The 16,703-nt window shown below is 34.4% G+C and carries 14 protein-coding genes; 9 read left to right on the forward strand and 5 right to left on the reverse strand.

Annotated features, from left to right (window positions below):
- Positions 1-32: 32 nt before the first annotated feature.
- The 9 genes from E0H99_RS15605 to E0H99_RS15645 all read left to right on the forward strand — a co-directional run bounded on the left by E0H99_RS15605 (position 33) and on the right by E0H99_RS15645 (position 9,798).
- Entirely contained in the window at positions 33-1,736 is a 1,704-nt protein-coding gene (locus tag E0H99_RS15605; protein ID WP_131997707.1) for a GMC oxidoreductase, read from the forward strand.
- Between the two features lie 10 nt (positions 1,737-1,746).
- A complete protein-coding gene (locus E0H99_RS15610) occupies positions 1,747-2,910 on the forward strand; it encodes a Gfo/Idh/MocA family protein (protein WP_235832135.1) in 1,164 nt (387 codons plus the stop codon).
- Between the two features lie 39 nt (positions 2,911-2,949).
- The gene (locus tag E0H99_RS15615) at positions 2,950-4,002 is read left to right on the forward strand and encodes a sugar phosphate isomerase/epimerase family protein (protein WP_131997710.1); all 1,053 of its coding nucleotides are present in this window, start codon (positions 2,950-2,952) and stop codon (positions 4,000-4,002) included.
- Positions 4,003-4,015: 13 nt separating this feature from the next.
- Positions 4,016-4,396, forward strand: coding sequence for a c-type cytochrome (locus E0H99_RS15620; protein ID WP_235832134.1), 381 nt, complete (start codon positions 4,016-4,018; stop codon positions 4,394-4,396).
- 99 nt (positions 4,397-4,495) lie between these two features.
- On the forward strand, positions 4,496-5,953 hold the full coding sequence (locus E0H99_RS15625) for a Gfo/Idh/MocA family protein (RefSeq protein WP_131997716.1): 1,458 nt from the start codon (positions 4,496-4,498) through the stop codon (positions 5,951-5,953).
- Positions 5,954-5,977: 24 nt separating this feature from the next.
- Complete coding sequence (locus tag E0H99_RS15630) at positions 5,978-6,709, forward strand: DUF1080 domain-containing protein (protein ID WP_131997719.1); 732 nt, start codon at positions 5,978-5,980, stop codon at positions 6,707-6,709.
- 50 nt (positions 6,710-6,759) lie between these two features.
- The gene (locus E0H99_RS15635; RefSeq protein WP_131997722.1) at positions 6,760-7,998 is read left to right on the forward strand and encodes a nucleoside permease; all 1,239 of its coding nucleotides are present in this window, start codon (positions 6,760-6,762) and stop codon (positions 7,996-7,998) included.
- Between the two features lie 11 nt (positions 7,999-8,009).
- Entirely contained in the window at positions 8,010-8,903 is an 894-nt protein-coding gene (locus E0H99_RS15640) for a hydroxypyruvate isomerase family protein (RefSeq protein WP_131997725.1), read from the forward strand.
- Between the two features lie 19 nt (positions 8,904-8,922).
- Positions 8,923-9,798 (forward strand): sugar phosphate isomerase/epimerase family protein, encoded by an 876-nt coding sequence (locus E0H99_RS15645; RefSeq protein ID WP_131997728.1) that lies wholly within the window; start codon positions 8,923-8,925, stop codon positions 9,796-9,798.
- Positions 9,799-9,922: 124 nt separating this feature from the next.
- On the opposite strand, the gene E0H99_RS15650 is transcribed toward E0H99_RS15645, so the two are convergent.
- From E0H99_RS15650 to E0H99_RS15670, 5 genes are all read right to left on the reverse strand, one after another.
- Positions 9,923-11,578 (reverse strand): M1 family metallopeptidase, encoded by a 1,656-nt coding sequence (locus E0H99_RS15650; protein ID WP_131997731.1) that lies wholly within the window; start codon positions 11,576-11,578, stop codon positions 9,923-9,925.
- Between the two features lie 62 nt (positions 11,579-11,640).
- Positions 11,641-12,687: an alkaline phosphatase D family protein gene (locus E0H99_RS15655; protein WP_131997734.1), complete on the reverse strand. Its 1,047-nt coding sequence runs from the start codon at positions 12,685-12,687 to the stop codon at positions 11,641-11,643.
- A gap of 147 nt (positions 12,688-12,834) precedes the next feature.
- A complete protein-coding gene (locus E0H99_RS15660; protein ID WP_131997737.1) occupies positions 12,835-14,049 on the reverse strand; it encodes an acetyl-CoA carboxylase biotin carboxylase subunit family protein in 1,215 nt (404 codons plus the stop codon).
- 3 nt (positions 14,050-14,052) lie between these two features.
- Positions 14,053-15,486, reverse strand: coding sequence for a leucyl aminopeptidase family protein (locus E0H99_RS15665; RefSeq protein ID WP_131997740.1), 1,434 nt, complete (start codon positions 15,484-15,486; stop codon positions 14,053-14,055).
- Positions 15,487-15,536: 50 nt separating this feature from the next.
- A complete protein-coding gene (locus E0H99_RS15670; RefSeq protein WP_131997743.1) occupies positions 15,537-16,673 on the reverse strand; it encodes an alpha/beta hydrolase in 1,137 nt (378 codons plus the stop codon).
- Positions 16,674-16,703: the final 30 nt, after the last annotated feature.

The raw sequence follows: 16,703 nt of genomic DNA on the forward strand, positions 1-16,703 counted from the left end.
AAAAATATCCTTAAAATATAAAAATACTACACGTGAATATAAATACCAATTTAAAAGAACAAAATACATATGATGCTATTGTAATAGGATCAGGAATTAGTGGTGGTTGGGCAGCAAAAGAACTTACCGAGAAAGGTTTAAACGTTTTGATGTTAGAGCGAGGTATGAATATTGAGCACATTAAAGATTACGAATCTGCCATGAAAGCTCCTTGGGAATTTGAACATGCCGGTAGACTTACCGAAGAACAAAAAAGAACACATCCAGTGCAAACTCGTGATTATCCATACAATGAAGCTACCGAAAAATGGTGGGTTGATGATTTGGAATGCCCGTATACAGAAGACAAACGTTTTGACTGGTACAGAGGATTTCATGTAGGTGGAAAATCTTTAATGTGGGGTCGTCAAAGTTACCGTTTTAGTGACCATAATTTTGAAGATAATGCCAAAGATGGTTATGGAAATGACTGGCCCATCCGGTATAAAGATCTTACTAAATGGTATGATTATGTAGAAAAATTTGCAGGAATTAGTGGTCAAGCCGAAAACTGGCCTCTTTTGCCAGACGGAAAATTTTTACCGCCAATGGATTTGAACTGTGTAGAAAAATCGGTAAAAGAAAGAATGGAGAAACATTACAACAGAACCCGTATTCTTACTATTGGTCGTACAGCAAACTTAACAGTGCCCCACAAAGGTCGTGGGAGCTGTCAATATAGAAATTTATGCAGTCGTGGTTGTCCGTTTGGTGCTTATTTCAGCACGCAATCTTCCACATTACCAGCTGCAATGGCAACCAATAGACTTACAGTAAGACCCTACTCTATTGTGAATCACATCATTTATGATAAAGACACCAAAAAAGCAAAAGGGGTCATGGTAATTGATGCGGAAACAAATGAAACTATGGAGTTTTATGCTAAAATTGTTTTTGTAAATGGTTCTACTTTAGGTTCGACATTTATTTTGTTGAATTCAACTTCAGAGGCACATCCGGAAGGAATGGGTAATGCCAGTGGACAATTAGGACATAATTTAATGGACCATCACTTCCGTTGTGGAGCCGAAGGAACTGCCGAAGGTTTTGAAGATAAATATACATATGGAAGAAGAGCTAATGGTATTTATATTCCACGATACCAAAATGTAGGTGCTGATAAAAGAGATTATTTAAGAGGTTTTGGTTACCAAGGAGGTGCAAGTAGAGGATTATGGCATAAGGAAGTTGCTGAATTAGCCTTTGGAGGAGATTTTAAAGACAGTATGTCTCTTCCTGCGGATTCTTGGAGTATGGGATTAGGTGGATTTGGAGAAATGTTGCCTTATTATGAAAATAAAGTCTACATCGATCACAACAAAAAAGATAAATGGGGACAACCTGTATTGGCCATTGATTGTGAATACAAAGAGAATGAAGCTAAAATGCGTGAGGACATGATGAATGATGCAGCTGAAATGCTCGAAGCATCTGGAATCAAAAATGTAAAAACCTATGATAATGATTGTTATCCTGGAATGGCTATACACGAAATGGGTACTGCCAGAATGGGTAATGATCCTAAAACTTCCGTTTTAAATAAATGGAATCAAATGCATGAAGTTAGTAATGTATTTGTTACCGATGGTTCTTGTATGCCATCTATCGCTTGTCAAAACCCTTCATTAACATTTATGGCTTTAACGGCACGTGCCTGTGATTACGCAGTAAAAGAATTAAAAAAAGGAAATATCTAGGTTCATTATTATGAGAAAATTAAGAATGGGTATGGTCGGTGGTGGTCAAGATGCCTTTATAGGTGCTATTCACCGCTTAGCCGCCAATATGGATGGACTAATTGAATTAAGTTGTGGTGCCTTAAGTATAAAACCAGAAACCGCAATTGCATCTGGTAAAGCCTTGTTTCTTCCGGAATCAAGAACGTATTTAACGTATGACGAAATGATTAAAGCTGAAGCGGCTTTACCAGCTGAAGAAAGAATCGATTTTGTTACTATTGTCACACCAAATTTTGCCCATTTTGCACCTGCAATGATGGCTTTGGAACATGGTTTTAATGTAGTAATTGAAAAACCAATGACTTTTTCATTGGAAGAAGCAAAACTATTAAAACAAAAAGTAGAAGAAACGGGATTAATTCTTTGTTTAACTCATACCTACTCCGGTTATCCAATGGTCAAACAGGCGAAAGCCATGGTTAGAGAAGGAAAACTGGGTAAGATTAGAAAAATCTTGGTAGAATATCCTCAAGGATGGTTGAGTAAACTATCCGAAAGAGAAGGTAATGCACAAGCCGCTTGGAGAACTGATCCGACTAAATCAGGAAAAAGTTCTGTAATGGGAGACATTGGAACTCATGCATCACATTTAGCCGAATATATTACCGGAGCTAAAATTACAGATGTTTGTGCAGAACTAAATACATTAGTCGAGGGCCGCATAATGGATGATGATGGAGCTGTATTGTTGAAATTTGATAATGGTGCAAAAGGAGTTTTAATTGCATCGCAAGTAGCTGCAGGAGAAGAAAATGCTTTGAAAATTAGAGTTTATGGTGAAAAAGGCGGAATCGAATGGTTCCAACATGATCCAAATACTTTAACGGTTAGATGGTTAGATGAACCAACTCAAATTTTAAGAGCGGGATCTAATTATGGCGCTCATTTATCTTCATTTGCAACCCATAATTGCCGTACTCCTGGCGGACATCCAGAAGGTTATTTAGAAGCATTTGCAAATATTTATCGCAACTTTGCCTTAACACTTGGTTGTAAATTAGATGGTACAGAACCTACTCCTGAAATGTTAGACTTCCCTTCTGTAGAAGATGGATTACGAGGAATGGCATTTATTGATAATGTAGTAGCATCATCACAATCTGATAAAAAATGGACTCCTTACGTTTTGTAACAAAATAGGTATTCATAAAAGTTTTAGACAAAATATAATATGACAACAATACAAGGCCCTGCGGTATTTTTAGCCCAATTTATTAGTGATGAAGCTCCTTTTAATTCCTTAGATGGAATTTGTAAATGGGCCGCTGATTTAGGTTTTAAAGGTATTCAAATGCCAACATTAGATACTCGATTCATTGATTTGCAAAAGGCTGCAGAAAGTAAAACCTATGCCGATGAACTTAAAGGAAAAATTGCTTCTTACGGTTTAGAGATCACAGAACTATCAACTCACTTACAAGGTCAGTTAGTAGCTGTTCATCCTGCTTATGATGATTTTTTTGATGCTTTTGCTCCGGTAAATGTGCATGGAAATTCAAAAGCGAGACAAGAATGGGCCGTTCAACAATTGAAATATGCTGCAAAAGCATCCCAAAATTTAGGTTTAAATGCACATGCAACTTTTAGCGGTTCTTTGCTTTGGCAATATTTTCACCCATGGCCACAAAGACCTCCGGGTTTAGTTGAAGATGGTTTCGCTGAATTGGCAAAACGCTGGTTGCCTATCTTAAATGAGTTTGATCAAAATGGAGTCGATCTTTGTTATGAAATTCACCCTGGAGAAGATTTGTTTGATGGGGAAACCTATGAAATGTTTTTGAAGGCTGTAAATAATCATTCTAGAGCTTGTTTGCTTTATGACCCCTCACATTTTGTATTGCAGCAGTTAGATTATATACAATACATCGATTTTTACCATGAAAGGATCAAAGCTTTTCACGTAAAGGATGCTGAGTTTAATCCAACAGGGAAACAAGGAACTTTTGGAGGATATCAAAGTTGGGTAAATCGTGCGGGGCGTTATCGTTCTCCAGGAGATGGTCAAATTGATTTTAAAACTATTTTCAGCAAACTGGCACAATATGATTTCAAAGGTTGGGCAGTTATGGAATGGGAATGTTGCATTAAAAATCAAGAAGATGGAGCTCGTGAAGGTGCTGAATTTATAAAAAATCATATTATAAAAGTTACTGATAAAGCATTTGATGACTTTGCTGCCGTGGAAACAAATAAAGCTTTTAATAGAAAAAACTTAGGATTATAAAACTTAAATAGAAATGAAAATGAAATTAAAATATTTGCTTTTTGGGGTTGCTTTAATTAGCTTAACCTCATTTACTAATGACAATTTAGACACAAAATATAGTAAAGTTACTAAAAAACCGAACACAATTTTTCAAATATCAGATGGTGAAAAATTAATTGCTAAATCAGATTGTATTGGATGTCATAAATTAGACAAGAAACTTATAGGTCCCTCCTATTTAGATATTGCAAAGAAATATCCTTCTAATGAAAAAAATGCCGCTTATTTATCCGGTAAAATAATAAAAGGAGGTTCCGGAGTTTGGGGAACAATACCTATGGCTGCTCATGCATCTCTAAAAAAAGAGGATGCAAAATCAATGGCGAAATATATTTTAGCCCTTAAAAAATAAGATCAAAGGTGTCTGTTTATTCTATTTAACTTTAGAATATTCAAAAGCACGTCATTTATTAAACTATTTTATTACTATTAACTAACCGTATAAAAATAAATGAAACAAAAAGAAGAAGAGAATAAAATCACAAATAACCGTCGTGATTTCATAAAAACAACAGCTATAGCTGCAGCTGCATTTATGATTGTTCCCCGTCATGTATTAGGAAGAGGATTTGTTGCCCCAAGCGATCGTTTGCAAATTGCCAGTATTGGAGTTGGTGGCCAAGGAGCTCATGATGTTAGAAAGATTTACGAAAGTGGAAAATCTGATATTGCTTTTTTATGTGATGTTGATACGCGTAGAGCGGCCAATAGTGTAAAAGCATATCCAAAGGCAAAGTTTTACAAGGATTGGCGTGAAATGCTAGACAAAGAACATAAAAATTTTGATGCAGTTTCAGTATCTACCCCAGATCATAATCACGCGATTCAAGCTCTCGCAGCCATGCAGTTAGGAAAACATGTATATGTGCAAAAACCAATAGCGCATGACATTTACGAAGCGCGTATTTTGACTCAAGCTGCCAAGAAATATAAAGTGGTCACCCAAATGGGGAATCAAGGAGCCTCAAATGATGGCACCCGAATCATGAAAGAATGGTATGAAGCCGGTTTAATTGGTGATGTACACACTATTCATGCCTGGACAGACCGTCCGGTATGGCCACAAGGTATTCCTTGGTCAACTAATAGAGCTGAAGTTCCTATGGAATTAGATTGGGATTTATGGTTGGGTACAGCTCCAAAAAAAGAATACGTAAATAAATTAGTACCTTTCAACTGGCGTGGATGGTGGGATTACGGAACAGGTGCTTTAGGAGATATGGGTTGTCACTTACTTGAAGCTCCTTTTAGTGTATTAAACTTAAAATATGCAAAAGATGTTCAATGTAGTGTTGGTTCAGTTTATGTAGATGAATTCAAAAGAGGGTATTTCCCAGAAAGTTGTCCCCCTTCAAGTCACGTAACGTTAACTTTTCCAAAAACAGAAAAAACAAATGGTGACGTAAAAGTACACTGGATGGATGGAGGAATTCAACCTGAAAGACCTTCTGAATTAGGTCCAAATGAAATTTTTGGAGACGGTGGAAATGGAACATTATTTACTGGTACGAAAGGAAAAATGTTGTGTGATACCTATGGTTTAAATCCTCGTTTGCTTCCTCTTAGCAAAAATGAAAACCTTAAAATAGCTCAAAAATATACCAGAGTTAATGAGGGTTCGAATGGACATTATAAACAATGGGTTGATGCGGCAATTGAAGGTTACGGAAAAAAAGAGCTGAGTTCTCCTTTCGAAATTGCAGGTCCTTTAACCGAAGCTTTATTAATGGCTAATTTAGCTATCAGAGGCTACGATTTGAAGAGAGAAGAGCTTGGAGAAGAAATCTATCCGGGACGTTCTGCAAAATTATTGTGGGATAATGACAACATGAAAATCACCAATTTTGATGAAGTGAACCAATTTGTAAAACGAGACTATCGCCAAGGCTGGAAAGCGTTGACGTTATAAATTCAAAAACTAAAAACACTAAAAATGATTAAAAATATTTTTACACCATTACTTTTAATGATAATGATTCAAACAGCAAATGCACAAACATTACCAAAAGGATTTAAATCAATATTTGATGGACAAACCACAACCGGATGGCATTCTTATGGAAAAAAGACTGCTGGTTCAGCTTGGAAAGTAGCAGATGGTGTATTGCATTTTGATCCTACTGCTGCCCAAAATGGTGAAGGAGGCGATCTTGTAACAGATAAAGAATACCAGAATTTTCATTTAAAATTAGAATGGAAAGTGGCAGCAAATGCAAACAGTGGTATTATTTTCTATGTAAACGAAGATTTAGCAAAATTCAAAAATACGTATGAAACAGGATTAGAGATGCAAATATTGGACAATGATGGTCACTCTGACGGAAAAATTGAAAAGCACCGAGCAGGTAATTTGTATGATTTAATTAAAAGTTCTTCAGAGCCTGTAAAACCAGTCGGAGAATGGAATTCCGTTGATTTAGTATGTAAGTATGGAAAACTGACCATGTTACTTAATGGAGTGAAAGTTGTTGAAACGACACTTTGGGATGCCAATTTTAAAACTTTAGTTGCAGGAAGTAAATTTGCTACTTGGCCAGGTTTTGCTGCATTCAAAAAAGGTAAAATTGCATTACAAGACCATGGAGATAATGTTTGGTTTAGAAACATTATGATTAAAGAATGGAATTCAATGGAAATAACTACTGGATGTGAAAACGGTATGTAATAGCGAGCTGAATATTAAAAAATAACCAAAACCAAAAAATAAAAAGACCAATGAATAGCACCATTCGAATTAAATTATCCATAATGATGTTCCTAGAATTTTTTATCTGGGGAGCATGGTTTGTAACCCTTGGTACGTTTCTGGGGAATAATCTAAAAGCATCTGGATCAGAAACTGCCGCCATTTTTTCTACACAATCATGGGGCGCTATTATTGCACCTTTTATTATAGGTTTAATTGCCGACCGATATTTTAATGCTGAGAAAATCTTAGGAATACTTCATCTTATCGGAGCATTTTTAATGTATCAAATGTATCAGTCAGAAGAGGTTGGAATGTTCTATACCTACGTTCTAAGTTACATGATTTTATATATGCCAACATTAGCATTAGTAAATTCAGTGTCATTTAATCAAATGAAAGATCCGGAAAAAGAGTTCTCGAATATTAGAGTTTGGGGAACCATTGGCTGGATTTTAGCAGGATTGTCTATCAGTTTTATTTTTCATTGGGATACTGCAAAAGCTGTTTCAGAAGGATTGCTTAAAAACACATTTCTTTTGGCAGGAATTGCAGCTTTGATTTTAGGGATATTCAGTTTTTCATTACCAAAAACGCCACCAAAAGTAAGTGATGAAAAAATAAAAATAGGTGATATTATAGGACTTGATGCTTTAAAGTTGCTGAAAGATAAAAACTTCGCCATCTTTTTTATCTCATCTATTCTTATTTGTATTCCTCTTGCCTTTTATTATCAAAATGCACATCCATTTTTAACAGAAGCTGGAGTTGAAAATCCTACAGGAAAAATGGCAATCGGTCAAATATCGGAAGCCTTATTTTTATTATTGATTCCTGTATTTTTTACACGTTTCGGTTTCAAGAAAACGATCTTGGTTGGAATGTTAGCATGGGCAATTCGTTATGTTTTATTTGCCTATGGTAATGGAGGCGATTTAAGCTTCATGCTTATTATAGGTATTGCTTTACACGGTATTTGCTATGATTTCTTTTTTGTTTCGGGTCAAATTTATACTAATTCAAAAGCGGGAGAAAAATATAAAAGTGCTGCTCAAGGTCTAATCACATTAGCTACTTACGGAGTTGGTATGTTGATTGGTTTTGCAGTTGCAGGTTGGATAACAGACAATTATAAAATGTTAGATGGTGCTATAAATTGGGAAATGGTTTGGATTATTCCCGCCGGAATTGCTTTAGCAGTATTCTTGCTTTTTGCAGTTTTATTCAATGAAAAAAACAAAGTAGAAGAAACTTCTTCTGCAGCATAAAATATAAACAAATGAGTACTAATTTAAATAGAAGATCCGCAATAAAAGGATTACTTGCGACAACAGCTGCTTTTGGAATTCCTTCTGGATTTTCTGCTTTGGCTATGCCAAAAAATGAAACAGAAACACAATTGGGTATATTGAAAGGAAATATAAACCATTCTGTTTCCCGTTGGTGTTTTAGTGACATCGATTTAGATAAGTTATGCATCGAGTCCAAAAAAATGGGGATTACCGGGATTGATTTAGTTGGACCAAAAGATTGGCCTACTCTAAAAAAATATGATTTGGTTTCCACAATGTGTAATGGCGCAGAGATTAATTTAGTAGATGGTTTCAATGATATTAAATTTCATGAAACGCTCCTGAAAAATTACACTGAAATGATTCCGCTTGTCGCAAAAGCCGGTTATAAAAATCTAATTTGCTTTAGTGGAAGCCGAAGAGGTAAAACGGATGAAGAAGGTTGGAATAATTGTGTTATTGGTTTGCAAAAACTAATTCCTTTGGCCGAAAAGCACAATGTAATCCTTGTCATGGAATTGCTAAACAGCAAAATTGACCATAAAGATTATCAATGTGACAGAACCTCATGGGGAGTAGAATTAGCGAAACGATTAAATTCTGAAAACTTTAAGTTACTTTATGATATTTATCACATGCAAATTGATGAAGGTGATGTGATTAGAAACATAAGAGATAACCATCAATATATTGCACATTACCATACTGCAGGTGTTCCTGGACGAAATGAAATTGACGGAACTCAGGAACTAAATTATTCTGCAATTATGAAAGCGATTGCGAAAACTAGTTTTAAGGGATTTGTTGGACAAGAATTTCTTCCCAAGAACCCAGATAAACTGGCCTCATTGAAACAGGCTATCGCAATTTGCGATATTTAACTAATTCAAAAAATAACCCATGATAAAAAGAAGAGAATTTTTAATTAATGCTGGTTTAGCATTAGGCGCATTAGCCATTGCTCCTACATTTGCTTTTGATTCAAAAAAGAGAGCCATCGGAATTCAATTATGGACGCTCCGTGATACTTTACCAAAAGATGTAAAAGGAGTATTAGCTCAAGTTGGAAAAGCTGGATTTACAGAAGTAGAAACTTTTGGTTATTCGATAGACAAGGGCTTTTTTGAAACTTCAGTTCATGATTTTAAATCGATGCTTGATGATAATGGTTTGAAAGCTACGAGTAATCATTTCGATTTTAATTCTATGATTAAAGATGGTTCTACTGATCTTGTAAAATCATATATTGAAACAGCAAATCACCTTGGAAGTGAATATATAACAGTTCCATACATAGTTTCAGAATTGCGTGGAACAAGTGGGGATAATTATAAAAAACTAGCTTTACAGTTAAATAAAATTGGAGAAATTTGTAAAGCAGAAGGTTTAAAATTAGCCTATCACAATCATGATTTTGAATTCACAAAATTTGGACCAACGAATGGATATGAGATTTTATTGAATGAGACCGATAAAAACTTGGTTAATTTTGAAATGGATTTGTACTGGGTAGTTCGTTCAGGAAATGATCCATTGCAATTATTCAAAAAATATCCGGGACGTTTCCCAATGTGGCATGTAAAAGATAAGGATAAAGTTAATCCGGATTGGAATGCAGAAATAGGAACTGGAACAATAGATTTCAAATCGATTTTTGCTCAAGCTGAACTTTCTGGAATGAAACGTTTCTTTTTGGAACACGAATCAAACTATAAACCAAATCCAATAGAATCTGTTGTAAAAAGTTTTAATTACATTAAGAAAAACTTAATTTAATTATTTTTCTATCCTAATAACTTTTTTCTAGTTCGTTCTTGATCGATACCATTCAAGAAAAAGCAAAAAGGCTGTATCTCTTACTTTATTTAAGAAATACAGCCTTTTTTATTAGTTTAATTCTTTACAGTGTTATATTAAAACTGGCAACATAAAAGTTTTTGTCTATTTCCAGTTTTGAATTTTCAGTATTTGTTGGAACACTTTTCCATTCTGTTTCTGGTTGCAGTACTTCTTCTTTTCCATTCAGAGTTACTTTAACAGGCATATTAAAACCAGAAACACAATTCGTCCAGCGATAACCAACTTGATTATCTTTGAAAAAATATTCTAATGTTGGGATTCTGGTGTCTCTTAAATATTGATTGAAAACAGTTGATAAATTTATTCCAACTTCCTGACTTAAATAATCTTCAATTTGTTTCGTAGTTACCGTTTGGTGATAAAAAGTGCTATTTAAACCTCTTAATATTCCTCTCCATTTCTCATCATTATTTACAATTTGGCGTAAAGTATGCAACATGTTCCCTCCTTTTGGATACATATCACCAGAACCTTCGTTATTAACATCATAGTTTCCTATAATTGGTTTGTCATTGTTTATTCCTTTTCTTGTCCCTCTCACATATTCAAATCCGGCTTCTTTTCCATAGTAATATTCTACAAAAAGACTTTCTGAATAATTTGTAAAACTCTCGTGAATCCACATATCAGCAATATCTTTATACGTGATATTATTGGCAAACCACTCATGACCTGATTCGTGTATAATGATAAAATCAAATTTTAATCCCCAACCCGTTCCGCTTAAATCTCTACCACGATACCCATTTTGATACCCATTACCATACGTCACACTGCTTTGATGTTCCATTCCTAAATACGGAGCTTCGATTAACTTGTAGCTGTCTTCATAAAATGGATACGGTCCAAACCAATGTTCAAAAGCTTTCAGCATTCTTGGAACATCTTGGAACTGTTTTTTGGCTTTCGCCAAATTGTCTCTTAAAACATAATAAGTACAATCTAAATCGCCTTTCTCGCCTTTATATTTTTCTGAAAAGGAAACATAATCACCAATATTGATATTTACACCATAATTATTGATTGGATTTGATACATACCAATTGTAAGTTTTAGTTCCATCTTTTAATTGTTTAACACTTTGCAGACGACCATTAGAAACATTCGTCAAATTTTTAGGAATATTAACGCTGATAAGCATAGTATCCACTTCGTCATACATATGATCTTTATTAGGCCACCAAACACTGGCACCCAATCCTTGACAAGAAGAAGCAATAAAATGATTGCCATTACGGTCTTTTTTCCAAGTGATTCCTCCGTCCCAAGGTGGATTTACTGCAACTTTTGGTTTTCCACCATAAAATACGGTAAGTTCTTTTATTGCACCTTTTGTTTGAGGAGCAATTAATTCAATAAAAAATGCATTTCCTTCTCTTCTATATTTTAAAACTTTTCCATCCTGAATGACTTTATTAATTTCCATCGGATTTTGCAAGTCAATTTGCATACTGTTGTATTCCTGAATTACTTGATATTTTATTGTATTTGAACCCGTAATAGTGCTGTCTGCAGGATTTACTTTAATGTCGAGATGATAGTATTTTGCGTCCCACCACGCTCTTTCTTTAGTGATGCTACCTCGCAAAGTATCTTGTCTGGTAAATTTTTGCTCCGATTTTCCTAGTAAACCTTGTGCATTTACACCATTAAAAAATAGAAATGTGATAAAAATAATACTAAACTGGTTTTTCATAATTAATCATTTTGAACAAAAATAAACTTTATAATTTTATAAATAAATAGGACTCTAAAAAATTATTTTTCAGAATATACCTGAACATATTCTTGAATAAATTTATTTTCTTTTCCACGAATTTCCATAATCACTTTATTATTTTTAAAATCAAATTTTAATAGACCAAAGTTCAACTCTTTAACTACTTTTCCTTTCACATAAGGATTTTCTTCACTTGTAAAAGAGGTGTAAATATGAGTCAGTCCACTTGAAGTAAAATCTACTAAGGGATAGGATAATCCAGTAACATTTTTTGAAGAGAAAGTAGCAATATGACGATCTCCAGAGATTATAAAAGTGCCTTTCGCTTTGGTGGAAACGATCAATTTCTCTAATTTTTCTATTTCATGAGGAAAATTTCCCCAGGCTTCAAAACCATGCTTATCTGATAAAAATTGAATACTGCTGACAATCACATTAAATTGTGCATCGGATGATGTAAGTTCTTTTTCTAGCCATTTCCATTGCGCGGTGCCTAATACTGTACCTTCTCCATATTTATTAGGTTGAAAACGTTTTTTTGAATGTATGGCTTTAGTCAAGGATGTTCTAAAAAATCGCGAATCCAATACAAAAATTTTTATTTTATTCCCATTTACAACAATAATTTTAGCAGTATAAACGCCATCTCTTTTTCGCTCAGGAGCATTCGTTGAAGTGCCTAAAAAATCCAATAATAACTGTTGGCTTTCTCTTTTAAAAGGATATTCTTCACCTCCGTCATTTGCTCCATAATCGTGATCGTCCCATGTTCCTAATATGATTTTGTCTTCAATAAACCTGAGATAATCAGGGTCTTGTTTCTGAATTTCATAATTACTTTTAAGAAAACCCATAGTATTAGTATCCGAATATACATTGTCACCTCCCCAAATCCAAACTGAAGGATGATTGTTATCTATCGCTGACCACAGTTCATTTTTAATCTTCTGATTATCGCAGGAACCAAAAGCAATGGTATAATATTCATTTTGAACCGGTTTTTGAGATTCAATTAAACTAGTTGTATCGTATGTTTTACAACTGATTAATCCTAAAAAGCTAAAAATAAGAACTGTTTTTTTCATGTGAGAAAGAAGTGGAAACCGTTGTTTTTTTATAGAAAATTTCAACGAAGATATAAAAATATGCCAATTTAAAGTTTAAGTAAACTTTAAATAAAAAAGCGACTATCTCTATTGAAATAGTCGCTTTTTTATTTAATCCATTAAAAATTAATGCAGGTTGGTTACCTTAATTTGTTCTACTACAGCAGTAAAATCATTAACAAAACGATTCCCATAATCTTCTAATAGTTCTAAAACTCTTTCTTGATTATCTGATTTGACAATAAGTCCTGCATGATATTCTAAAGAAACTCTGAAACAAACTTCCGGATCTGAAAACGAAGATAAATTAGGATGCTGAAATTTTGATAAGGTCAAAACAATTCCGGCATATCCTTTTTTTACTTTTGGTAAAACGTATTTTGTTCCTTTTACCAATGCATCTTCAATAGCCGCCCATTCCTTCCATAGATTAATATTGGAAGCTTCGGCAACCATTTCAGCCAGATGCGCTCCTCCTACTCTTGAAGAAGTCTCCAGAAAATAAATTTGACCATCTTCATTGCTCTTGATGAATTCCGTATGCGCGGCACCATGTTTCAATCCAAAGCCTTTCATTACTTGCTCATTTAACTTTTTTATAGCTTTATCATCTTCTGAATTGTATTTAATAGTAGCCGAACGAAAAACACCGCCACTTTTGGAAATTTCCATTGGTGTGGCTAAATATTTTGAAGTCAAACTAAAGATTACTTTGCTATCCGAAATTAAACTATCACAATGATACACATCACCGGGCTTAAATTGTTCTAATAAATATTTGAATCTGTTATTTCCCATTTCATTGATATGGATCCACAAACTCTCTTTGTCATCTATTTTTATAATTCCTGCTGCCGAAGCTTCTGATCGTGGTTTCAAAACCCATGGAGCTTGAATCGTATCTGCAAAGGTATTGATGTCATGATCATTAAATAACGAACAAAAAGGCGGAATAGGAATCCCACAACTTTTTGCTCTCATGCGCATGGCAAGTTTGTCTCTAAAGTAACGTCCTGTAGTTTGTCCCATACCGTCAATACGGAGGTTTTCCCTGAGATACGTGGCTTTTTCAACATCATAATCATCCAAAGCAACGATAGCATCAACTTTAGTTGACTTCATAAAATTACCAACGCCTAACAACAGATGTTCTAAATTCCAATCGACATCTTGACCTTCCATATAAAAAATCTCATCAATATGTTGATGCGGCCATGGTTTGTCTCTCAGTTTTTCGCTCGTCACTAAATAGACTTTGTTGCCTAACTTTTTTAAATTAATTAAAAAATCGGCACCCTTGAAATAATTTGAAATACAAAGGAAGGTTTTAGAGTTTTCCATAGGTTATAAATTTTCAATAAATTTGGTTAATAAATGAACTCCATACCCGGTTGCATGTTTACTTTTAGCAAATTCATCATCGCCAAATGCTACACCTGCAACATCAAGATGCGCCCAAGCTTTATGTTCTTGGGTAAAATATTCTAAAAATTTAGCTGCGCTTATTGCTCCCGCAACTGGTTTTCCACTATAATTTTTTACATCTGCAATATCACTTTCAATATCTGATTTATAAACATCCCAAAGCGGTAAAGGCCACAAACGCTCTCCTATTGCATCTCCATTTTCTTGTAATTTCTTAGCCATTTCTGTATTATTGGTAAACAATGCACCACATTCATACCCAAAAGTACCAACGCTACTTCCGGTAAGTGTAGCGATGTCAACAATATATTCCGGTTTGAAATTTTTAATTAAATACGACAATCCATCCGCTAAAACGAGTCTGCCCTCAGCATCTGTATCGATAATTTCTATCGAATGTCCGCTGTAACTGTGTATTACGTCGCTAGGTAAAAATGATTTGGCATCCACAGAATTTTCGGCACAAGGAACAATTGCGGTTACTTTTACAGGTAATTGTAAATCAGCAATCAATTGCATCGCCCCAAAAACAGCACCTCCACCAGCCATATCACACTTCATATGAAGCATTCCGGCTGTTTTAATATTTAATCCTCCTGTATCAAAGGTAATTCCTTTTCCTACCAATCCAACGTGTTTTATATGCTTCACCTGGGCTGCAGGAGTGTAATTCATAATGATAAATTGTGGCTCATTTTCACTTCCTTTCCCAACTGCCAAAAAAGCTCCCAGGCCTACTATTTTTGAAGCATCATGGCCTAAAACTTCTACTTCAAATCCATATTTTTCACCCGTTTCTTTAGCCCAATTTGCGAGATATTTTGGATTAACAGTATTAGGTGGTAAATCAACTAAATTATGGATGGCCAGTTGCGCTTTGGCAATTTTAATTCCTTTTTTGGCTGTAGCCAAATAATCTTTTTCAGAAAGCAAATTCAAAGTAAAATCAGGGTCTAAAAAAGGATGTGCATTTTTCTCTGATTTGAAATGACCTAAATCATACGTTCCTAAAAGCAACCCAGAAACGATAGCTTCAACCTGATCCTCAATAAATTGTTCTGGTATAACTAAAGCAACATTTGAACTAAAATTTTCTTTTTGTTTTGATGAAATACGACGAAAAATAGTTTTCAATGATTTATAGTCTATCTCTTTTCCCAAGCCAATAAAAACGTATGTACTGTTATTTTTTTCGGCTAAATAATGAGTGTCTTTTTTTCCGGAAAAAACTTTTGATGTTACTTCTAATCCATTAAAAGTTATAGGAACAATACTTTTTGAATACGTTTCAAAAACCGGAATCAAAATTGTTCCTGAAAAATTAGTTAAGTTCTGTAATGTATTTGTTTTCATTTGTTCTTTTCTTTTCCCCTTATTAATTGAATACACTATAAATCTTGTAGCTACGTTTCTTTTGTATTAAAAAATAACCATTCTATTGCTTTAGGAAATTCATCACTCCAATAGGTTTCGCTATGTTTCCCTTGCCTGTTGATGCTTAGATTAATCTTTGATTTGTCTTTTACAAATTCGCTTGAAACCAAATTATCTTTGAAACTTTTTATGTGTTCAATCATCGTTTCGCTTTCATCTCCACCAGCATACAAATAGATTTTGGTATCGGCCGTATTGGCTTTTGCAGCATTTATTTTTAGTTCTGGAACTACCCAAAGTGATGGTGAAAAAATCATCAATTTTCCATACACTTCAGGATTTCTCAATCCACTGAAAATACTGACTAACCCGCCCATCGAGCTTCCTCCTATTCCAGTAAATTCCCGTTCTTTTTTAGTTCGAAAATTACTGTCAACAAATGGTTTTAGCGTATCAGTTACAAATCGGATGTATTTCTTGCCTTGTCCTTTCCCTAATACTGTTTTCCCAACATTATATTCTTTTATACGATCTTCTTCGGCGTGTTCTATGGCAATAATTATAATTTTTCCAATTTTATACTCTGACATAACAGCCAGTTTTTTGTCAATTTCCCAATTGCCAAATTCGGCCGATTCATTGAATAAATTCTGAGCATCCTGCAAATACATAACAGGATAACTTTCACTTGAATTGTCATAATCATGAGGCAACAAAGCCCAAATCTTTCTGGTTTTTTTGAGTTGCGGGATTATAAATTCATCTGAAATTAACTGAACTTGTGGCAAAAAAGATTGTTTAAAAGGCAACCAATTTTTTCTCCATCTGGCAACATGTTCTTTTTGAATACCCGTATGATTAAGCGTTGAACGGTTCTCCGTACGAGTGCCGTCGCTGTCAATCTCTACTTCACTCCAATCTCCTTTCGTAAATTTATACAAAAGCTCGACAGGATAATCAAAATCATGTAAAAATTTATAATGGTATACGTTATTTCCAATTTTTTCCATCATAAACTCTTTGTCCTGAGTACGCCAATTATTGAAATTCCCTGAGATATAAACAGGTCTTGCATCGTCTTCGTCAGTTGTAAGGATTATATATAATCCCGTATTTAGTATTGGATCGTTTAATTCTTGTGTCAATGTGGTATTATCTAAATTCATCACTTGCATTGTAGTACTTTAATTTTAAAA

Source organism: Flavobacterium sp. GT3P67, from assembly GCF_004349155.1.
In the GTDB taxonomy this organism is placed as follows: domain Bacteria; phylum Bacteroidota; class Bacteroidia; order Flavobacteriales; family Flavobacteriaceae; genus Flavobacterium; species Flavobacterium ranwuense.